The sequence below is a fragment of the Streptomyces sp. NBC_01669 genome (assembly GCF_026339735.1).
Taxonomy (GTDB): domain Bacteria; phylum Actinomycetota; class Actinomycetes; order Streptomycetales; family Streptomycetaceae; genus Streptomyces; species Streptomyces yanii.
In genome coordinates this window covers 4,711,189-4,731,796 of the sequence record NZ_JAPEQG010000001.1, presented here as the reverse complement: position 1 = coordinate 4,731,796, position 20,608 = coordinate 4,711,189, and the positions used below count along the sequence as shown (strand labels likewise).

At 66.9% G+C, this 20,608-nt stretch carries 18 protein-coding genes and 1 tRNA gene; 9 read left to right on the top strand and 10 right to left on the bottom strand.

The features are described from left to right. Positions 1-84 precede the first annotated feature (84 nt). Positions 85-219 (bottom strand): DLW-39 family protein, encoded by a 135-nt coding sequence (locus OG972_RS21185; RefSeq protein ID WP_221939369.1) that lies wholly within the window; start codon positions 217-219, stop codon positions 85-87. Between the two features lie 275 nt (positions 220-494). On the opposite strand from OG972_RS21185, the gene OG972_RS21180 reads away from it, so the two are divergent. Then, positions 495-860, top strand: coding sequence for a DUF6344 domain-containing protein (locus OG972_RS21180; protein ID WP_266983745.1), 366 nt, complete (start codon positions 495-497; stop codon positions 858-860). 516 nt (positions 861-1,376) lie between these two features. On the opposite strand, the gene OG972_RS21175 is transcribed toward OG972_RS21180, so the two are convergent. The 9 genes from OG972_RS21175 to dnaA form a co-directional block, all read right to left on the bottom strand. Then, positions 1,377-1,453 (bottom strand) — tRNA-Ile (locus OG972_RS21175). Between the two features lie 71 nt (positions 1,454-1,524). Further along, positions 1,525-2,109: a DUF3566 domain-containing protein gene (locus OG972_RS21170; RefSeq protein ID WP_266983743.1), complete on the bottom strand. Its 585-nt coding sequence runs from the start codon at positions 2,107-2,109 to the stop codon at positions 1,525-1,527. Positions 2,110-2,202: 93 nt separating this feature from the next. Beyond that, entirely contained in the window at positions 2,203-4,827 is a 2,625-nt protein-coding gene (gyrA, locus tag OG972_RS21165; protein WP_266983741.1) for a DNA gyrase subunit A, read from the bottom strand. Between the two features lie 47 nt (positions 4,828-4,874). Beyond that, complete coding sequence (gene gyrB / locus OG972_RS21160) at positions 4,875-6,944, bottom strand: DNA topoisomerase (ATP-hydrolyzing) subunit B (RefSeq protein ID WP_323135884.1); 2,070 nt, start codon at positions 6,942-6,944, stop codon at positions 4,875-4,877. Between the two features lie 416 nt (positions 6,945-7,360). Then, positions 7,361-7,942, bottom strand: a complete 582-nt coding sequence (locus OG972_RS21155; RefSeq protein ID WP_266983739.1) for a DUF721 domain-containing protein — start codon at positions 7,940-7,942, stop codon at positions 7,361-7,363. After that, positions 7,939-9,069, bottom strand: a complete 1,131-nt coding sequence (gene recF, locus OG972_RS21150) for a DNA replication/repair protein RecF (protein ID WP_266983737.1) — start codon at positions 9,067-9,069, stop codon at positions 7,939-7,941. Before recF ends, OG972_RS21155 begins: the two co-directional genes overlap by 4 nt. 83 nt (positions 9,070-9,152) lie before the next feature. Further along, a complete protein-coding gene (gene gnd / locus OG972_RS21145; RefSeq protein ID WP_037702073.1) occupies positions 9,153-10,031 on the bottom strand; it encodes a phosphogluconate dehydrogenase (NAD(+)-dependent, decarboxylating) in 879 nt (292 codons plus the stop codon). 131 nt (positions 10,032-10,162) lie between these two features. Continuing rightward, positions 10,163-11,293: a DNA polymerase III subunit beta gene (gene dnaN / locus OG972_RS21140; protein WP_266983733.1), complete on the bottom strand. Its 1,131-nt coding sequence runs from the start codon at positions 11,291-11,293 to the stop codon at positions 10,163-10,165. Between the two features lie 1,047 nt (positions 11,294-12,340). Beyond that, positions 12,341-14,143, bottom strand: a complete 1,803-nt coding sequence (gene dnaA / locus OG972_RS21135) for a chromosomal replication initiator protein DnaA (protein ID WP_323135883.1) — start codon at positions 14,141-14,143, stop codon at positions 12,341-12,343. Between the two features lie 380 nt (positions 14,144-14,523). On the opposite strand from dnaA, the gene rpmH reads away from it, so the two are divergent. From rpmH to OG972_RS21095, 8 genes are all read left to right on the top strand, one after another. Then, entirely contained in the window at positions 14,524-14,661 is a 138-nt protein-coding gene (rpmH, locus tag OG972_RS21130; protein ID WP_030930485.1) for a 50S ribosomal protein L34, read from the top strand. 18 nt (positions 14,662-14,679) lie between these two features. Next, on the top strand, positions 14,680-15,051 hold the full coding sequence (rnpA, locus tag OG972_RS21125; RefSeq protein WP_078840444.1) for a ribonuclease P protein component: 372 nt from the start codon (positions 14,680-14,682) through the stop codon (positions 15,049-15,051). Then, on the top strand, positions 15,048-15,407 hold the full coding sequence (gene yidD / locus OG972_RS21120) for a membrane protein insertion efficiency factor YidD (protein ID WP_078840445.1): 360 nt from the start codon (positions 15,048-15,050) through the stop codon (positions 15,405-15,407). Before rnpA ends, yidD begins: the two co-directional genes overlap by 4 nt. Before the next feature lie 3 nt (positions 15,408-15,410). Beyond that, the gene (gene yidC / locus OG972_RS21115; RefSeq protein WP_266983729.1) at positions 15,411-16,691 is read left to right on the top strand and encodes a membrane protein insertase YidC; all 1,281 of its coding nucleotides are present in this window, start codon (positions 15,411-15,413) and stop codon (positions 16,689-16,691) included. A 14-nt stretch (positions 16,692-16,705) separates the two neighbouring features. After that, the gene (locus OG972_RS21110) at positions 16,706-17,215 is read left to right on the top strand and encodes a R3H domain-containing nucleic acid-binding protein (RefSeq protein ID WP_266983727.1); all 510 of its coding nucleotides are present in this window, start codon (positions 16,706-16,708) and stop codon (positions 17,213-17,215) included. Between the two features lie 109 nt (positions 17,216-17,324). Then, the gene (rsmG, locus tag OG972_RS21105; RefSeq protein ID WP_266983725.1) at positions 17,325-18,041 is read left to right on the top strand and encodes a 16S rRNA (guanine(527)-N(7))-methyltransferase RsmG; all 717 of its coding nucleotides are present in this window, start codon (positions 17,325-17,327) and stop codon (positions 18,039-18,041) included. Between the two features lie 293 nt (positions 18,042-18,334). Continuing rightward, positions 18,335-19,411 (top strand): ParA family protein, encoded by a 1,077-nt coding sequence (locus OG972_RS21100; RefSeq protein ID WP_323135882.1) that lies wholly within the window; start codon positions 18,335-18,337, stop codon positions 19,409-19,411. Then, positions 19,408-20,517, top strand: a complete 1,110-nt coding sequence (locus tag OG972_RS21095) for a ParB/RepB/Spo0J family partition protein (protein ID WP_266983723.1) — start codon at positions 19,408-19,410, stop codon at positions 20,515-20,517. The genes OG972_RS21100 and OG972_RS21095 overlap by 4 nt, the downstream gene beginning before the upstream one ends. Positions 20,518-20,608: the final 91 nt, after the last annotated feature.

Here is a 20,608-nt window from a genome sequence, read left to right as displayed (position 1 = left end):
TTCAAGAGCACAGGTGTCACGGTCCCGCAACAGCACGAAGCCCCGGCCGCTCAGCGACCGGGGCCCGCACAAGGCTGTTCTGTCTCAGGCACCCGAACCTGCGGGCACGGAGTCAGTCGCCTCCGTCCACAGATCCTGCTCGGCGCGATCCGCCTGGATCTGGCGGTACACGAGGAGCCCGCCGATGGCGGCCAGTGCGACCAGGAGAAGCTTCTTCACCGCGCGACCTCGTCTTTCCTTGACGTAGGGGACTTCTGCCGCCCGACTATACACACCGACCGATACCGATCGGTGACCTGCCTGCGGCCTGGCTGCTTCCCGGACAAAAGCGGCCATCCATCCCTGCTCCGCACCGGTCCGTCCAGCCCGGTTGCACCATACGAGTGGTGTTCATCTGAAGATCGGCGGATCCACGGCGTCGGTCACCGAAATCGCGAGCCACATCCAGATCATCAGAAAGGTAAGCAAACCGGACCACCCGAAAGCGAGGGGCCATGAGCACCTTCAAGGCCAAGAGCATCTGGACCGCCTTCATCACCGCCTTCTTCGCGCTTCTCGCGTCGATGGGGCTCATCAGCACCCCCGCCACGGCCGCGCAGCCGAAGGCCACGAATCAGGAGCACACGGGTGCGACCGCAGCAACCGCAACCACCCCGTCGGTGCGATGGACCCTTCCGCGTGACAGGTCGCTGCCACCCACGATGAAGCAGCGCATCCGCGCCGAGGCACACGGCTCCTCACCGGCCACCAGGCACCTGCCGACGGACATGAGGGACGCCATGGGCGCCACAGACACCACCGGCGCCGCCCGCACCGCCCACGGGGCCCCGGCGGGGGACGCATCCCTCCTGCCACCGTGAGAGCGGCGCCACTGACGCACGGGGCCCCTGGTCCGGTTCACACCGGACGGGGGCCTTTTCGTACGCCGGGCAGCCGGGGGCCGGCTTCGCGCCCACCACGGCAGTGGCGGACGGACTCGCAGTTCGCGAAGCCTTGCTCCACGGTTCCCGATCGCGCGATCGCCTGCGCCGACAGAGCCGTTCCCGCGCCCCGCGCCCTGCACTCCGCACTCCGACACCCGAGACCGTACAGCCCTCGTCGCGGGACCCTGCACATTCCTGCCCCGCGCGCATCCCCGTACAACCACGCACAACCTCGGAGCGGGGCAGCATGATCGACTCTGTGGGCTCCTCCCGGAGCTTCGAGCGTCTCGTGACCAGATCGGCATGACCAGGACGCCTATACGCACGTGGTCGGCTCCGACGATCGGGAAGCCGTTGCACTGCTCGCCGACCTGCTGCAAGACCCACTCGTCGGCTGATGTCAGCCATAGATGCCAAAGACCCCCAACCGTGATCGGTTGGGGGTCTTTGTACTGGTGGGGCTAACAGGATTTGAACCTGTGGCCTCATCCTTATCAGGGATGCGCTCTAACCAACTGAGCTATAGCCCCGCCGCGCCTGCGCGCTGACTTCTGAAGATTAGCGCACGTCGGGGCCAGTCCCAAAATCGATACCCGCAGCCCTACTCGTCCTCGGCCAGCGTGAGCTCGACACCGCCCACGAAACCGGCCGACAAGTTGTAGATGAAGGCGCCCAGCGTCGCCAGCGCGGTCGCCAGCACGACGTCGATCACCGCGATGACCGACGTGAAGATGAGGACGCGCGGAAGCGACAGGAACGACTGCACATCGAAGCCGTTGCTGTCGTTGGAACCGGTCGCCTCGCTGATGGTGCCGCCCACGGTGGAGAAGACGCCCATGGCGTCCATCACCAGCCACAGGACCGCGGCCGCCACGACCGTGCAGATGCCGAGCGCGATGGAGAGCAGGAAGCTGACCTTCATCACCGACCACGGGTCGGCCTTCGCCACCCGCAGTCGCGCCTTGCGGGTACGCGGAGTGGTCCGCGCCCCCGTCCGCGGGCGACGGGCCGCCTGCGCGGCACCGACGCCCTGCTGCCCGCCCTGCGTCCCGCCCGCGGGCGAGGGGTACGCCTGCGGCGGGTGGTAAGGCCCGCCTGCCTGCCCCGGCGCGGGCTCACGCTCACCGGGCAGCGGCCCGGTCGCGTATCCCTCGTACTGGGGCTGAGGCCCCCGGGTGTCCGTCACAGTGCCCCCTTGGGAGTCCGTGGCAGGGCCACGGGCACCGCTCGCTCCAGCTCCGGAAGCGGCCGAACCGGCGCCCGTGGCTCCACTCACGCTCTACTCCTCGTGCTCCCCGGCCGAAGGCGACGTGCCTTCGACAGTGCCCTCGACAGTGTTCTCTGCGGTCGCCTCGGCAGTCGCCTCGGCATCCGCATCTCCGTCGACCTCTTCGGCCTCGCGGCCGGCCTCGGCGTTACGTGCGATGCCGACGACCGCGTCACGCTTGCCCAGATTGATCAGTTGGACGCCCATGGTGTCACGGCCCGTCTCCCTGACTTCATTGACTCGCGTACGAATCACACCGCCGCCGAGCGTGATGGCGAGGATTTCATCCGTCTCCTCGACCACCAGCGCGCCGACCAGCGAGCCCCGGTCCTCCACGATCTTGGCGGCCTTGATACCCAGGCCGCCACGACCCTGAACGCGGTACTCGTCGACGGGGGTCCGCTTCGCGTACCCACCATCGGTGGCAGTGAACACGAACGTACCGGGCCTGACGACATTCATCGAGAGCAGTTCGTCGCCTTCGCGGAAACTCATGCCCTTGACGCCCGAGGTCGCACGGCCCATCGGGCGCAGCGCATCGTCCGTCGCAGTGAACCTGATGGACTGCGCCTTCTTGCTGATAAGCAGCAGATCATCCTCGGCCGAGACCAGCTCCGCACCGATCAGCTCGTCGTCGCTGCCGTCCTCCGTCTCACGGAGGTTGATCGCGATGACACCGCCGGAACGCGGGGAGTCGTAGTCCTTCAGCGCGGTCTTCTTCACCAGGCCGCCCTTGGTGGCGAGGATCAGATAGGGCGCGGCCTCGTAGTCCCGGATCGCCAGGATCTCTGCGATCTGCTCGTCCGGCTGGAAGGCCAGCAGGTTGGCGACGTGCTGACCGCGTGCGTCCCGGCCGGCGTCCGGAAGCTCGTACGCCTTGGCCCGGTAGACGCGACCCTTGTTGGTGAAGAACAGCAGCCAGTGGTGGGTCGTCGACACGAAGAAGTGGTCGACGATGTCGTCTTCCTTGAGCTTCGTGCCGCGGACGCCCTTGCCGCCGCGCTTCTGCGAGCGGTAGTCGTCCGTCTTCGTACGCTTCACATAGCCGCCGCGCGAGATGGTGACGACAATGTCCTCCTCGGCGATCAGGTCCTCGATGGACATGTCACCGTCGAAGGGCACCAGCTTGGAGCGCCGGTCGTCGCCGAACTTCTCGACGATCGCCGCCAGCTCCTCGCTGACGATCTGCCGCTGCCGTACCGGCGACGCCAGGATCTCGTTGTACTCGTTGATCTTCGCCTGGAGCTCGTCGTGCTCGGCCGTGATCTTCTGGTGCTCCAGCGCGGCCAGTCGGCGCAGCTGCATCTCCAGAATCGCGTTCGCCTGGATCTCGTCGATCTCCAGCAGGCCCATCAGGCCCTCACGCGCGATCTCGACCGTCTGGCTGCGCCGGATGAGGGCGATGACCTCGTCGATCGCGTCGAGTGCCTTGAGCAGACCGCGCAGGATGTGCGCCCGCTCCTCCGCCTTGCGCAGGCGGAACCTCGTACGCCGGACGATGACCTCGATCTGGTGCGTCACCCAGTGGCGGATGAACGCGTCGATCGACAGCGTGCGCGGCACCCCGTCGACCAGCGCCAGCATGTTCGCGCCGAAGTTCGTCTGGAGATCGGTGTGCTTGTACAGGTTGTTGAGTACGACCTTGGCGACCGCGTCCCGCTTCAGCACGACCACGAGGCGCTGGCCGGTGCGCGAGGACGTCTCGTCGCGGACGTCCGCGATGCCGCCGACCTTGCCGTCCTTGACCAGGTCGGCGATCTTCTGCGCGAGGTTGTCGGGGTTGGTCTGGTACGGAAGCTCCGTGACGACCAGGCACTGCCGGTTCTGGATCTCCTCGACCGCGACGACCGCGCGCATCGTGATGGAGCCACGGCCCGTGCGGTACGCCTCCTCGATGCCCTTGCGGCCGACGACGAGCGCTCCGGTCGGGAAGTCCGGGCCCTTGATCCGCTCGATCAGGGCGTCCAGCAGCTCCTCGTGCGAGGCCTCCGGGTGCTCCAGATACCACTGGGCACCGGCCGCGACCTCGCGCAGGTTGTGCGGCGGGATGTTGGTCGCCATGCCGACCGCGATGCCCGCGGAGCCGTTGACCAGCAGGTTCGGGAAGCGCGCCGGCAGAACCGTCGGCTCCTGGTTGCGGCCGTCGTAGTTGTCCTGGAAGTCGACGGTCTCCTCGTCGATGTCCCGGACCATCTCCATGGACAGCGGCATCATCTTGCACTCGGTGTACCGCATGGCTGCGGCCGGGTCGTTGCCCGGAGAACCGAAGTTGCCGTTGGAGTCGACCAGCGGCATGCGCATCGACCAGTGCTGTGCCAGTCGCACGAGCGCGTCGTAGATCGAGGAGTCGCCGTGCGGGTGGTACGTACCCATGACGTCACCGACGACACGGGCGCACTTGTAGAAGCCCTTCTCGGGCCGGTACCCGCCGTCGTACATGGCGTACAGCACACGACGGTGGACGGGCTTGAGACCGTCCCGTACGTCCGGCAGCGCACGCGACACGATGACGGACATCGCGTAGTCGAGGTAGGAGCGCTGCATCTCCGTCTCGAGCCCCACGGGCTCGACACGCATGCCCACACCCGCGGCTGCGGGTTCCTCTTCAGGGGTGACAGGGGTGTTCTCGTCGGCCATTGCTGGTCAAAGTCCTTTCGAGCTGCGGCTTGCTTGGTACGGCCGACTCAGATGTCGAGGAAGCGGACGTCCTTGGCGTTGCGCTGGATGAACGAGCGCCGTGCCTCGACGTCCTCACCCATCAGCACCGAGAAGAGGTCGTCGGCCTGCGCCGCGTCGTCCAGCGTGACCTGGCCGAGCACGCGGTGGTCGACGTCCATCGTCGTGATGCGCAGCTCTTCGGCGTTCATCTCACCGAGACCCTTGAAGCGCTGGATCGAGTCTTCCTTGATCCGCTTGCCGTTCTGCTTGCCGAGCTCGACCAGGGCGTCGCGCTCGCGGTCCGAGTACGCGTACTCGAAGTCGTCGCGGCCCCACTTGATCTTGTAGAGCGGCGGGCGGGAGAGGTAGACATGGCCGGCCTCGACCAGCGGCCGCATGAAGCGGAAGAGGAACGTCAGCAGCAGCGTGTTGATGTGCTGACCGTCGACGTCGGCGTCCGCCATCAGAATGATCTTGTGATAGCGGAGCTTCTCGATGTCGAAGTCCTCGTGCACGCCCGTGCCGAAGGCACTGATCAGCGCCTGGACCTCGGTGTTCTGCAGGATCTTGTCGACCCGGGCCTTCTCGACGTTCAGGATCTTGCCTCGGATCGGCAGGATGGCCTGGTACATCGGGTTACGGCCGGACTTCGCCGAACCACCGGCGGAGTCACCCTCGACGATGAAGATCTCGCACTTCGTCGGGTCGTTCGACTGGCAGTCGCTCAGTTTGCCCGGCAGCGAGGCGCTCTCCAGGAGCCCCTTGCGACGGGTCAGGTCGCGCGCCTTCCGGGCGGCAACGCGGGCCGTGGCTGCCGCGATGCCCTTGCGGATGATGTCCGCGGCCTCGTTCGGGTTCCGGTCGAACCAGTCCGTGAGGTGCTCGTGGACCACTTTCTGGACGAAGGTCTTCGCCTCCGTGTTGCCCAGCTTGGTCTTCGTCTGGCCCTCGAACTGCGGCTCGCCCAGCTTCACCGAGATGATCGCCGTCAGACCCTCACGGATGTCGTCACCGGTGAGGTTGTCGTCCTTCTCGCGCAGCAGCTTCTTGTCCCGCGCGTACTTGTTGACCAGCGTGGTCAGCGCCGCGCGGAAGCCCTCCTCGTGCGTACCACCCTCATGCGTGTGGATCGTGTTGGCGAAGGAGTAGACACCCTCGCTGTACTGCGTGTTCCACTGCATCGCGATCTCGGCCGAGAGGAGTCGCTCCTTGTCCTCGGCCTCGATGTCGATCACCGACTGGTGAATGACGTCGCCCTTGCGGGAGTTGAGGTACTTCACGAAGTCGACGATGCCGCCCTCGTAGTGGTACGTGACCGTCCGGGCCGCTTCCTCCTCGGCGACCTCGACCGCCTCCGCGACATCCGCGCCCGCCGTCGCCTTCGCCGACTCACGCTCATCCGTGAGCCTGATCGTCAGGCCCTTGTTGAGGAACGCCATCTCCTGGAAGCGGCGCGACAGCGTCTCGAAGGAGTACTCGGTGGTCTCGAAGATGTCGCCGTCGGCCCAGAAGGTGACGGTCGTGCCGGTCCTGTCGGTGGCCTCGTTACGGGCCAGCGGCGCCGTGGGCACACCGAGCTTGTAGTCCTGGGTCCAGCGGTAGCCGTCCCTCCTGACCTCGACCGAGACGCGCGTCGACAGGGCGTTCACGACGGAGACACCGACACCGTGCAGACCGCCGGAGACGGCATATCCGCCGCCGCCGAACTTGCCGCCGGCGTGCAGCACCGTCAGCACGACCTCGACCGCGGGCTTCTTCTCCGACGGCACGATGTCGACGGGGATACCGCGACCGTTGTCGATCACTCGGACCCCGCCGTCGGCAAGGATCGTGACGTCGATGGTGTCCGCGTGCCCGGCCAGGGCTTCATCGACCGAGTTGTCGACGACCTCTTGCACAAGGTGGTGAAGTCCACGCTCACCGGTCGAGCCGATGTACATGCCAGGTCGCTTGCGGACCGCGTCCAGGCCCTCGAGGACGGTGATCGCGCTGGCGTCGTACGAGGAAGCTGCCTCGCCGCTCTCACCGGGTGTGGACGGAATGTTCTCGTTGGGGTTGCCGGAATCGGCCACGAAGCGCCCTTTCTGGCACAGCACAGGCCGTTCTCCGGACAAGCGGGAGCGGCTGCGTCGTTCGGCTTGTATCGACGACTCCCGCAAGGATGCGGGATTGTTCACCAGTCTACCGGTAGCGCCGACACGAATGGGGGTTTGCCGGTACCTGAGTCCGCATGTGCCGCCCTGAATGAGCGCCTGACGACTCCCCATATTCGGGATGGGGCCCCAAGAGGCTCACGCGGGCATTGAGCGCTTCGGCCTGTCAACCTCTCGCTACAGTGAGGGACGCCCCGGCCGCACCGCAAGGTTTCAACCTGCACAGACCCGTACATCACGGAAGCAGCGGACAACACCGCAGAGAAGGCAGCACACCACCCCAGCCGAACTTCTCCGGACTGCGGAACGGCAGCTGCCGACATCGGGAAGAGAACCACGCAGGGACAGAAAAGCCCAGGTCAGCCGTATGTATCGCCCGGGCCGGTGCTTCCCGGCGCACGCAGCGGACCGAATCTGCGCTGCGGACCACCCGGCCCCAGAACCTTGATCAACTTTACAGTTCCGTGCCCCAGATCCGCGTTCAGCCGGGCGACCAGCTGCGGCGCCAGCAGCCGCAGCTGCGTCGCCCAGGCCGTCGAATCGCACTGCACCGTGAGCACCCGCTCCTCGGGGGCCTCGTCGTACCGCAGCGGCACACAATGATTGGCCAGATCCTCACCGACGATCTGCGGCCAGCGGCCCATCACACCGCCCACCGCCGCGGGGGTCTCCCAGCCGCGCTCGGTGATCAGACGATTGATCGCGGCGCCCAGCGGCAACGGATCGCGCCCGTCCGCCCGCGCGCCGGAACGCAGCCCCCCGCCCCGTCTGGCCTGTTTCTTCTGCTGCGCCGCAGCCCCGCGCGCCCGAGCCTGCTCCTTCGCCGCACGCAGGGCGACCCGCGCCAGATCGACACCGGACGCCTCCGGCTGCTTCGCCTCGCCCAACGGCTCCTGCGGGCCGCCGGCAGCACCCTTCGCCGGATCGACGGAGCCGCTCATATCCGCTTCACCTCGCCCGCCGACACCGCATACCGCGTTCCCGCCAGCACCCCCGGAACGTCATCGTCCACCGCCGCCGTCACCAGCACCTGCTCACCCGGAGCGACCAGTTCCGCCAGCCGCTCCCGGCGCCGCGCATCCAGCTCGGCGAAGACATCGTCCAGCACGAGCACCGGCTCATTGCCCTCGGTGCGCAGCAGATCGTACGAGGCAAGCCGCAGCGCCAGCGCGTACGACCAGGACTCGCCATGGCTCGCGTACCCCTTGGCGGGCATCCCGCGCAGTCCCAGCAGCAGATCGTCACGGTGCGGACCGACCAGCGTCACGCCGCGCTCGATCTCCTGTTTGCGGACCTCCGCGAGTGCAGCGAGCAGCTGCTCGTACAGCTCGTCACGGGTACGGGCGGGCTCCACGCCCGCACCGACCGAACTGCGGTACTCCAGCGTCACCGGGCCACCACCGGGCGCGACATCCGCGTACGCCTTGTCCGTCAGCGGGTGCAGGGTCGCGATCAGATCCAGCCGCTGCGCCAGCAGCTCCGCGCCCACCCGGCCCAGATGCTGGTCCCACACGTCGAGGGTGGACAGATCCATCGACCTGCCGCCGTGCCTGCGCGCCATCGCCGCGGACTTCAGCAGGGTGTTGCGCTGCTTCAGCACCCGCTCGTAGTCCGAACGGACCCCGGCCATCCGCGGCGAACGCGCAGTGATCAGCTCGTCGAGAAAGCGCCGACGCTCCCCCGGATCGCCCTTGACGAGCGCCAGATCCTCCGGCGCGAACAGCACAGTCCGTACGATCCCCAGCACGTCACGGGGCCTGACCTGCGACGATCGATTGATCCGGGCGCGATTGGCCCTCCCCGGATTGAGCTCCAGCTCGATCAGCTGCGCGCGCTCGCCCTGGGTGACGGCGGCCCGGATGACGGCCCGGTCCGCGCCCATCCGCACCAGCGGCGCATCGGAGGAGACACGATGGCTACCGAGCGTCGCGAGGTAACCGACGGCCTCGACCAGATTCGTCTTGCCCTGACCGTTCGCCCCCACGAACGCGGTGACGCCCGGGTCGAGAGGTACCTCGACCCGGGCGTACGAGCGGAAGTCGGCCAGCGAGAGATGCGTGACATGCATGGGTGTATGCCGACCTTCCCGGCTTCCTGCTCCGTGCTCCGCAGCGCGGGCCGGTGATATGGTCCGGCCCGCCCTCGGTGCGGCTACTTCTTGTTCTCGACCGCGTGGCCACCGAACTGGTTGCGCAGCGCGGCGATCATCTTCATCTGCGGGGAGTCGTCCTGGCGCGAGGCGAATCGCGCGAAGAGCGACGCGGTGATCGCGGGCAGCGGCACCGCGTTGTCGATCGCAGCCTCCACCGTCCACCGGCCCTCACCAGAGTCGGCTGCAAAGCCACGGAGCTTGTCGAGGTGCTCGTCGTCGTCCAGCGCGTTGACCGCCAGGTCGAGCAGCCAGGAACGGATGACCGTGCCCTCCTGCCAGGATCGGAAGACCTCACGGACATCGGTGACGGAGTCGACCTTCTCCAGCAGCTCCCAGCCCTCGGCATAGGCCTGCATCATGGCGTACTCGATGCCGTTGTGGACCATCTTCGCGAAGTGGCCGGCGCCGACCTTGCCCGCATGGACGGAACCGAAGTCACCCTCCGGCTTCAGCGCGTCGAAGACCGGCTGGACCTTCGCCACGTTCTCGGCGTCGCCGCCATACATCAGCGCGTAGCCGTTCTCCAGGCCCCAGACGCCGCCCGAGACACCGCAGTCGACGAAGCCGATGCCCTTGATTCCCAGCTCGACCGCGTGCTTCTCGTCGTCCGTCCAGCGGGAGTTCCCGCCGTCCACGACGATGTCGCCGGGCGAGAGCAGCGCGGCCAGCTCGTCGATCGTGGACTGGGTCGCGGCACCGGCCGGGACCATCACCCAGATGACCCGTGGGCCCTTCAGCTTGCCCACAAGCTCTTCGAGGCTGTGGACATCGGAGACGTCCGGGTTGCGGTCGTAACCGATGACGGTGTGGCCTGCGCGGCGGATGCGCTCGCGCATGTTGCCGCCCATCTTGCCGAGGCCGACGAGACCGAGCTCCATCAGAGATTCCTTAAGCGTTGTGCCGATTCGTACCCAAGGCCGAGCCTACGCCCGGCCGGGGACAGACCGACGGGCATGCTCGGCGCTGAGCGTGCCCGTCGGAAGCTGCCGTGACAGGACCGGTGGCCGGATCAGCCGGAGAGGCGGACCGGCATGATCAGGTACTTGTACGCGTCATCCGCCTCGGCATCCACAGCCGGCCGACCGCTGAGCAGCGCAGGCTTGGTGGACGTCGTGAAGGAGAGCTGGGCGACCGGGGAGTCGATCGCGCTGAGCCCGTCGAGCAGGAAGGTCGGGTTAAAGGCGATCGAGATGTCGTCACCGTCCAGCACGGCGTCGACGCGCTCCACAGCCTGTGCATCGTCGCTGGATCCGGCTTCGAGGATCAGCACGCCCTGCTCGAAGCTGAGCCGCACCGGGGTGTTCCGCTCGGCGACGAGGGCCACACGCTTGACGGCCTCGACGAACGGGGCGGTCTCGATGACGGCGACCGAGTTGAACTCGGTGGGGAACAGCGTCCGGTACTTCGGCAGATCGCCTTCGAGCAGTCGCGTGGTCGTACGCCGACCCGCGCCCTCGAAACCGATCAGACCTTCACCGGCACCGGAGCCGGACAGCGCCAGCGTCACCGTGTCACCGCTGGTCAGGGCCTTGGCCGTGTCCAGCAGCGTCTTGGCGGGCACCAGGGCGACGGCCGAGGCGTCCGGGTTCTCCGGCTTCCACAGGAACTCGCGGACCGCGAAGCGGTAGCGGTCGGTGGACGCCAGGGTGACGGTGTCGCCCTCGATCTCGATCCGCACGCCGGTCAGGACGGGCAGGGTGTCGTCGCGGCCCGCGGCGATGGCGACCTGGGCGGCGGCCGAGGCGAAGACCTCGCCGGGGACCGTGCCCGTCGCCGTCGGCATCTGCGGCAGCGCCGGGTACTCCTCCACAGGAAGGGTGTGGAGTGTGAATCGCGAGGAGCCGCAGACCACGGTGGCCCGTACACCGTCGGTGGAAATCTCCACCGGTCGGTTGGGGAGGGCGCGGCAGATGTCGGCGAGCAGCCGGCCGGAGACCAGCACCGTGCCGTCCTCCTCGACCTCGGCGTCCACCGAGACCCGGGCCGAGACCTCGTAGTCGAAGCTGGAGAAGCTGAGCGCGCCGTCCTCGGCCCTCAGAAGAAGGCCCGCAAGAACGGGCGCCGGCGGACGGGCCGGAAGGCTGCGGGCCACCCAGGCCACCGCCTCCGCGAGTACATCGCGCTCCACCCGGATCTTCACCGGAACCGCCTCCTGCTGTTGCTCGCTCGCCCTGCTGGCCTTCGTCGTCTGCTCGGGGTCGCTCCGCCGATGGCAGGCGGAGGACGTCCGGGGACCAGTCTGACCTACGGCACCGACACTCGGTGCTGCTCGGGGTCAAGTCGCGACAAGAGGTTTGGAGAGCTCCGGCGCCGAGTTGTGCACAGCACCCACTTCGAAGCGGAATCCGAGCTAACTCTATGTGGCAGTAGTAGTAGGTCCTGTGGAAACCGTGGATAACGTCGTTTTCGCAGGTCAGGCACGCTTTTTTATCCACTGGTCCTGTGGGTGGCATCGGTGGACAACCCGGCGTTTCTGTGGACACGCAAAAGTTCTGCACACCCGATGCACAGGACAGGGGTGGTTCTCCCCAGGGCTGTCCCCAGCTTTACCCAGGTTCCCCACAGCCCAACCAGGCTCCTTGGTGTGACGCCTTTCACTCCGCGCGGTGAATGCGGGTGTTGTGTTGCCGAACAGTGGACAGGGGTGTGGAGAAGCTGGGGACAACGCAGCCCGGCCTGTGGGCCGCCGGTGGACAACATCGGAGGGGCTCTGTGGATGAATATTTTGTCCACAGGCTGTGGATCACTGTTGACCACAAATCCCCAGGCCCTTGACCTGGCCTGATGGAGTATCGGCAGTCGCCCCTGTGGAAGCAATATGGACAACTTCGCGATCCCCAGGCTGTGGAGAGGAAATTTTCCCCAGATCTGTGGAGAACCGCAGGTCGGCGGCGTGTATTCGAACACCGGGGCCGGGGCGGAGGCGTGCGGATGGCGCCGCGAAGAGCTCCGGGAGGCCTCTGGAAGCTCCGCCGAGGCGTCTTGGCAGCCCCGCGGAGGCGTTCCGGAGGCCGGCAGAAGTGCTGCCGATGGTCGGCAGGACAGGACCACGCCGAGGCATGCCCTGGGCCCGTGGATGTGGGCAGGAAACGACGAAGGGCGCCCTTGCCGGACTTGTGTGGAAGTCAGGCAGGGGCGCCCTCGGCGCCGTGCATGAAGTCGTGCCAGAAGCCGTACCGGCGTTCTGTCAGCCGTTCTTGATGCGGTTGGTGAGCTCGGTGACCTGGTTGTAGATGGAGCGTCGCTCCGCCATCAGCGCACGGATCTTGCGGTCCGCGTGCATCACCGTTGTGTGGTCGCGGCCGCCGAACTGCGCGCCGATCTTGGGCAGTGAGAGATCCGTCAGCTCACGGCAGAGATACATCGCGATCTGGCGAGCCGTCACCAGCACCCGGCTGCGTGAGGATCCACAGAGATCCTCCACGGTCAGACCGAAGTAGTCGGCGGTCGCCGCCATGATGGCCGTCGCCGTGATCTCCGGAGCCGAGTCCTCGCCACCCGGGATCAGGTCCTTCAGCACGATCTCGGTCAGCCCGAGATCCACCGGCTGCCGGTTGAGGCTGGCGAAGGCCGTCACCCGGATCAACGCTCCTTCAAGCTCCCGGATGTTGCGGGAGATGCGGGAGGCGATGAACTCCAGGACCTCCGGCGGGGCGTTGAGCTGCTCCTGCACCGCCTTCTTACGGAGGATCGCGATGCGCGTCTCCAGCTCCGGCGGCTGCACATCGGTGGTCAGACCCCACTCGAAACGGTTCCGCAGCCGGTCCTCCAGGGTGACCAGCTGCTTGGGCGGCCGGTCCGAGGACAGCACGATCTGCTTGTTGGCGTTGTGGAGCGTGTTGAAGGTGTGGAAGAACTCCTCCTGCGTCGACTCCTTGCTCGCCAGGAACTGGATGTCGTCGACCAGCAGGATGTCCACGTCGCGGTACCGCTTGCGGAAGGTGTCGCCCTTGCCGTCGCGGATCGAGTTGATGAACTCGTTGGTGAACTCCTCGGAGCTCACATACCGCACCCGGGTGCCCGGATAGAGACTGCGCGCGTAGTGCCCGATGGCATGCAGCAGGTGGGTCTTGCCGAGCCCCGACTCCCCATAGATGAAGAGGGGATTGTACGCCTTCGCGGGCGCCTCGGCGACGGCGACGGCGGCGGCGTGCGCGAATCGGTTGGACGCGCCGATGACAAAGGTGTCGAAGAGGTACTTCGGATTCAGCCGGGCATGGGGCTCGCCGGGACCGGGTGCGGGTGCGGGCTGTGCACCCATCGGTCCGGTGGCGCCGCCGGGGCGTCCGGTACCGGGACCGCCATGCCGGTGCTGGGGCTGGAGGTCCGGCATCTCGTGGCGCTCGGGACGCTGCTGCTCGTAACCCTGGCGCTCGGGCGGCTGGGACCTGTAGTCGTGCTGCTGGGGGCGGTAGTCGTGCTGTGGCTCACGCCACTGCTCCGCGGACGCGTCGCGCTCCTGGAATCCGCCGAGCCGGGGCTGCTGCCAGGAGAGGTCCTCCTGGGTGCGCGGCCAGGCTCCGGGCTCGGGGCGCTGCTGCTGGTAGTCGGGGTAGGCGGGGCGGGCCGTCGGCATGCCGTCGTCCGAGGGCCGGTGGCCGTATCCGTCGTAGGCGTCGCTGTGCTGCCGCTCGTCGTGCTGGGGTCCCTGGTAGCGGTGCTGCTGCGGCTGCTGGGACTGGTGCATCGGGGGCGCCGGCGGGGTCGGCGGCTCGCCCGCCGAGTCGTCGACGGTGATCGCGATCCGGATCGGGCGTCCGCATTCGCGGCTCAGGGTCTCGCTGATGAGCGGCGCAAGCCGTCCCTCGAGAACGCGCTTGCCCCATTCGTTGGGCACGGCGAGCAGCGCGGTGTCGGCGACCAGCGCGAGCGGCTGGCAGCGCTCGATCCACTGCTTGTCCTTCGGCTCGATGCCCTGCTGGCCCTCCGTGAGGAGTTGCTCCAGCACTCGTGGCCACACTGCGGCAAGATCGGCAGGTACGTCAGCCACAAGGCACGCTCTCTCGCTGGTCCCACGAATGTGTGGTTCTCGGGACGGGATGGGTCGGGACGGGTGAGGCCCGGCAGGCGGGAAGAAAAAGAACCGCAGTCCAACCACGGTAGTCAGGCCGACCCGCGAGGTTCAAGTCGTTGTCCACAGGCTGTGTACAGCGCGGGTCGTCGCGGGGCGGGTTTGACCGGATGGCGTAGCCGCGCGTACCGTGACCAGGTCGAGTTGTCGATGGCTGCTGCCGCCTGCCTCCGATGGGCAAAGATCACGATCTGTGATTGTGAAGCGGTGCACTAAGGCGTTTACGCGAGTCTCTCGTGGGCGCACGGTGACAGCCAGGCGATGTCCCGCCAACACACAATCATTTCTGGAGCCCCCGAGTGAGCAAGCGCACCTTCCAGCCGAACAACCGTCGTCGCGCGAAGACCCACGGCTTCCGGCTGCGTATGCGCACCCGTGCCGGCCGCGCGATTCTCGCGTCCCGCCGTGGCAAGGGTCGCGCCAACCTGTCCGCCTGATCGCGTACAGGTCATGACGTGCTGCCTACCGAGAATCGGCTGAGGCGGCGCGAGGACTTCGCGACCGCAGTACGTCGAGGACGCCGGGCCGGACGCCCGCTACTCGTCGTCCATCTACGCAGCGGTGCAACGGACCCGCACGTGACTGGGGAGAGTGCTCCCCCGCCGCGTGCGGGTTTCGTTGTCAGCAAAGCCGTGGGTGGCGCGGTCGTACGCACAGCGGTGAAGCGGAGGCTTCGCCATCTGGTCCGCGATCGTCTGGCCATGCTGCCCCCCGGTAGCCTGGTTGTCGTACGAGCGCTGCCCGGATCGGGCGACGCCGACCATGAACAGCTGGCCCGAGACCTGGACGCCGCCCTTCAGCGGCTGCTGGGAGGGGGCGCGCGATGAAGTACCCGCTGCTGGCTCTGATCAAGCTGTACCAGTGGACGATCAGCCCACTCCTCGGGCCTGTCTGCCGTTACTACCCGTCGTGTTCCCACTATGGATATACGGCGATCGACCGGCACGGAGCGATCAAGGGAACCGCGCTGACCGCATGGCGCATCCTGCGGTGCAATCCGTGGTCACCCGGCGGCGTGGACCATGTTCCGCCACGCAAACGTCCGCGTTGGCACGAACTGCTGCGTAATGCACTGCGTGGCAGCAAGGGCGGGGACTCCGCCGCTGATGTGCCTCCCGGGGGGACGGCCTCCGAACCCCCGAGCCCGGCCGCAGAGACTTCGCCCAATGCTCAAGGAGCCTGATTAGTGGACACGATTGCCAGTCTGTTCAGCTTTATCACTTACCCCGTTTCGTGGGTCATCGTCCAGTTCCACACGCTGTACGGAGCGATCTTCGGCGATGACACGGGTTGGGCCTGGGGCCTGTCCATCGTGTCCCTTGTGGTGCTGATCCGGATCTGTCTGATCCCGCTTTTCGTTAAGCAGATCAAGTCGACCCGGAACATGCAGGTGCTCCAGCCGAAGATGAAGGCGATCCAGGAGCGCTACAAGAGCGACAAGCAGCGTCAGTCCGAAGAGATGATGAAGCTGTACAAGGAGACGGGTACCAACCCGCTCTCCTCGTGCCTTCCCATCCTGGCGCAGTCGCCGTTCTTCTTCGCCCTTTATCACGTGCTCTCGGCCATCGCCTCGGGCAAGACGATCGGTGTCATCGACCAGCCGCTGCTCGACAGCGCCCGGCAGGCACACATCTTCGGTGCTCCGCTGGCCGCCAAGTTCATGGACAGCCCGGCCAAGGTCGAAGCGCTCGGTGCCTCGCTGACCGACGTCCGCGTCGTCACCGCGATCATGATCGTCATGATGTCGGCGTCGCAGTTCTTCACGCAGCGCCAGCTCATGACGAAGAACGTCGACCTGACGGTCAAGACGCCGTACATGCAGCAGCAGAAGATGCTGATGTACATCTTCCCGCTGATCTTCGCCGTCATGGGCATCAACTTCCCCGTCGGTGTCCTCGTCTACTGGCTGACCACGAACGTCTGGACCATGGGTCAGCAGATGTACGTGATCAACCAGAACCCGACCCCGGGCAGCAAGGCGCAGAACCAGTACCTGGAACGTCTGCTGAAGAGCGTCACCACTCACGGGGAGGTGCGCGGCCGGACCAGGCGCAACACGGTCAAGCGGATCGTGGCCAAGGGCTCTGACCGCAACGACATCGAGCGGAAGTTCATCACCGGGCTGGCCAAACTCGGCCTTGCCACCCAGGAGGACGGCACGGTGACGAAGAGCGACACCGCTCTTGCCGAGGCCGAGGGCGGATCCGCACAGAAGCGCCAGCAGCCCAAGCGCCAGACCAAGGCGAAGCGTCAGAGCGGTACGACTCAGACCGGTGCTGCTCAGCCCGGTGCGGCGAAGGAGACCGACTCCACCGAGTCGGAGGCCAAGACCTCGCTGCAGAAGCAGGACGCACCGCAGGACGACAAGCCGAAGCCGGCGGGCAAGCCCGCGCCCGGCTCCTCACGCCAAGCCAAGTCCGGACAGCGCAGGGGCCCGCAGCGGCCCAAGCACCCGTCCAAGAAGTAAGAAGGAGTCCATCCGTGACGGAAGGCACCACCTCCACGGCCGCTGAGGGCAGCGACACCTTGACCCGCCTTGAGCAGGAAGGGGAGATCGCAGCCGATTACCTCGAGGGCCTGCTCGACATCGCCGACCTTGACGGTGACATCGACATGGACGTCGAGGCGGACCGGGCCGCGGTTTCGATCATCAGCGACTCGGCACGTGAACTGCAGAAGCTCGTGGGCCGCGACGGTGAGGTGCTGGAGGCGCTCCAGGAGCTGACGCGGCTGGCTGTGCACCGGGAGACCGGTGACCGCAGCCGTCTGATGCTGGACATCGCAGGCTTCCGGGCCAAGAAGCGCGCGGTCCTGGCCGAGCTGGGTGCCAAGGCCGCGGATGAGGTCAAGAAGACTGGTGAGCCGGTGAAGCTGGAACCGATGACACCGTTCGAGCGCAAGGTTGTGCATGATGCGGTTGCGGCCGCAGGTCTGCGCAGCGAGTCGGAGGGCGAGGAGCCGCAGCGCTTCGTCGTCGTTCTCCCGGCCTGACCGGATCCTTGTTCCGACGGCCCCGTCTGTTCGCAGGCGGGGCCGATCTTTGTCAGCCTGATAGTCAGCCACCCACAGTGCGGTGGTGCGGTATGGAAGGACGGTTCCCGTGACGGCGGAAGTAGAGCTTCCCCAGGCGCCTGAAGAGGCGCGGGCGGTTTTCGGTGAGTTCTTCCCGGAGGCTGTCCGGTACGCGGAACTCCTTGCCGATGCCGGGGTCAAGCGCGGTCTGATTGGTCCCCGCGAAGTGCCCCGGCTGTGGGAACGGCATCTGCTGAACTGCGCGGTGCTCTCCGAAGTGGTGCCCGAAGGTGTCACGGTCTGCGACGTGGGCTCCGGGGCGGGTCTCCCGGGGATTCCACTGGCGTTGGTGCGTCCCGACTTGAAGATCACCTTGCTGGAGCCGCTGCTTCGGCGGACGAACTTTCTCCAGGAAGTCGTCGAGTTGCTCGGGCTGGACCATGTGACCGTGGTCCGTGGCCGGGCCGAGGAAGTCCTCGGGACGCTCCAACCGGTGCATGTCGTCACAGCCCGTGCCGTGGCACCACTCGATCGACTCGCCGGCTGGGGCGTGCCGCTGCTGCGACCCTACGGGGAGATGCTGGCGCTCAAGGGCGACACCGCCGAGGAGGAGATCAACGGTGCGCGGGCCGCTCTGAGCAAGCTCGGAGTGGTGGAGACCGAGGTGCTGCACGTCGGGGAGGGCGTGGTCGAGCCGATGTCCACCGTGGTGCGCGTGGTGGTCGGTGAGAGCCCGGGCGGTGTGAGGTTCGCCGCAAAGAGGGCCAAGGCTGCAAGGGCGAGTCGCACGCGACGGCGGCGCTGAGCCCGGGTAGTCACGCTGCGGAATCAGTCATTACGTACGGTTCATGCTGCCTATCAGTAATGCTCCGCACAAGCAGCCATACGCACTCTGTGCGGAGTGTCGTGCCCCTGTAGCTAGGCTGCAGGGGCATCGTGTTTCACGTGAAACGTCGCTCTCTGCTGCATGGAATCATCGGCCGCGGCCGAAAGGCTGCCGCTCCGCGCCATCGCAGGCCCGTAAGGGCTACGGAGTTGTCCACAGAAGTGGATTCATCCACAGAAGAGCGGGCCTCGCTGGTTCACGACCCCGAAAGCATGGCAGGCTCTGCTCATTGCGAGCCTGAAGTCGAGGAGAGTGAATCCTTGCGGTCCGACGCCAACATCGCGGGACCGATGACCGATCCGGTCCCCGGTCCCCGAACCGAATCGGCGGGGGACGGTGTTTCACGTGAAACACCGCCGCCGATGGATGACACACCCATCGGTCGTGCGGCCCAGCTGGCGGTCGAGGCCCTCGGCCGCGCCGGCGAAGGGCTGCCCCGCCCTGACCAGACACGCGTCATGGTGGTGGCCAACCAGAAGGGCGGAGTGGGTAAGACGACCACGACGGTGAACCTTGCCGCCTCGCTCGCACTCCACGGTGCACGTGTTCTGGTGGTCGACCTCGACCCGCAGGGAAACGCCTCCACGGCCCTGGGTATCGACCACCATGCCGAAGTTCCCTCTATCTATGACGTCCTGGTGGAGAGCAAGCCGCTCTCCGACGTGGTGCAGCCCGTACCGGACGTCGAAGGCCTCTTCTGCGCCCCCGCCACCATCGATCTCGCCGGTGCGGAGATCGAACTGGTGTCGCTGGTGGCGCGGGAGAGTCGACTGCAGCGAGCGATCCAGGCGTATGAGCAGCCGCTGGACTACATCCTTATTGACTGCCCGCCTTCGCTCGGTCTGCTGACGGTCAACGCCCTGGTCGCGGGCGCCGAGGTGCTGATCCCCATCCAGTGCGAGTATTACGCGCTGGAAGGACTGGGGCAGCTCCTGAGGAACGTCGATCTCGTCCGGGGACACCTGAACCCCGATCTGCATGTGTCGACGATCCTTCTCACCATGTACGACGGCAGGACCCGGCTCGCTTCCCAGGTGGCGGAGGAGGTGCGCAGCCACTTCGGCAAGGAGGTGCTGCGCACGAGCATCCCCCGGTCCGTGCGAATCTCGGAGGCGCCGAGTTACGGGCAGACCGTGCTGACCTACGACCCGGGTTCCAGCGGATCCTTGTCGTATCTCGAAGCAGCTCGTGAGATTGCCCTGCGGGGGGTCGGGGTGCACTACGAGGCCCAGCATGCCCACTCGGGCAGCCAGAACAGCCAGCAGAACGTTTCGGAGGGGATCCAGTGAGTGAGCGTCGTAGAGGATTGGGGCGTGGGCTCGGCGCACTGATTCCCGCTGCCCCGCAGGAGCGTCAGGTGCCGGCCTCCGAGCCGGGCGCGGCTTCACCGGGCGCGCTCCCGGTGATGACCGCCGAGCGAGGGGTGGCCGCGGCCAAGGTGGCCACGCTTGCGGCTGCTCCCGCTGTACCGGGGACGAGTGCGCCCGTCTCGCAGCCCGAAGCCTCCTCCGGGGCGACGGACGCTGCGGGAGCCTACTTCGCCGAGGTGCTTCTCGGCTCCATCACTCCGAACCCCCGGCAGCCTCGCGAGGTGTTCGACGAGGACGCGCTTGCCGAGCTGGTCACCTCCATCAAGGAGGTCGGTCTCCTCCAGCCTGTCGTCGTGCGGAAGCTGGGACCGGAGCGCTACGAGCTCATCATGGGCGAGCGGCGCTGGAGGGCCTGCCGTGAGGCGGGTCTGGAGCGCATCCCGGCCATCGTGCGGGCCACAGACGACGAGAAGCTGCTCCTGGACGCACTCCTGGAGAACCTCCACCGGGCTCAGTTGAACCCACTGGAGGAGGCAGCCGCGTACGACCAGTTGCTCAAGGACTTCAAGTGCACGCATGACCAGCTGGCCGACCGGATCGGACGGTCGCGTCCGCAGGTGTCGAACACGCTGCGTCTGCTGCGGCTCTCTCCGCCTGTGCAGCGCAGGGTCGCTGCCGGGGTGCTGTCGGCCGGTCATGCCAGAGCGCTGTTGTCCGTGGACGACTCCGAGGAGCAGGATCGACTGGCCCATCGCATCGTGGCCGAAGGCCTCTCGGTGCGTGCGGTCGAGGAGATCGTGACCCTGATGGGTTCCCGGACCACCAGTACCCCGAAGGCCAAGGGGCCCCGGGCCGGCGGTCGGCTGTCTCCCGCCCTCTCCGATCTCGCTTCCCGGCTCTCGGACCGCTTCGAGACCAGGGTGAAGGTCGACCTCGGGCAGAAGAAGGGAAAGATCGTCGTCGAGTTCGCCTCGATGGAAGACCTGGACCGCATTCTTGGCAGTCTGGCGCCGGGTGAGGGCCGCGTGCTGGAGCGGCGTCTCTCCGAGGAGCCGACCGAGGACGGCGAGGACGGCGAGGGCTGACACCCGCCGAGTGAGCCGTGAGGCGGGCCGTGTTCGGGTGCTTACCGGAACACAGCCCGCCCTTTGCTTTCTCACGGTGTCGGCTTCATCT

Coding starts and splice junctions, on each gene's coding strand:
- OG972_RS21180 (WP_266983745.1), top strand. CDS start 495: ATGAGCACCTTCAAGGCCAAGAGCATCTGGACCGCCTTCATCACCGCC.
- gyrA (WP_266983741.1), bottom strand. CDS start 4,827: ATGGCCGACGAGAACACCCCTGTCACCCCTGAAGAGGAACCCGCAGCC.
- gnd (WP_037702073.1), bottom strand. CDS start 10,031: ATGGAGCTCGGTCTCGTCGGCCTCGGCAAGATGGGCGGCAACATGCGC.
- OG972_RS21100 (WP_323135882.1), top strand. CDS start 18,335: ATGGCAGGCTCTGCTCATTGCGAGCCTGAAGTCGAGGAGAGTGAATCC.
- recF (WP_266983737.1), bottom strand. CDS start 9,069: ATGCATGTCACGCATCTCTCGCTGGCCGACTTCCGCTCGTACGCCCGG.
- OG972_RS21155 (WP_266983739.1), bottom strand. CDS start 7,942: ATGAGCGGCTCCGTCGATCCGGCGAAGGGTGCTGCCGGCGGCCCGCAG.
- yidD (WP_078840445.1), top strand. CDS start 15,048: ATGAAGTACCCGCTGCTGGCTCTGATCAAGCTGTACCAGTGGACGATC.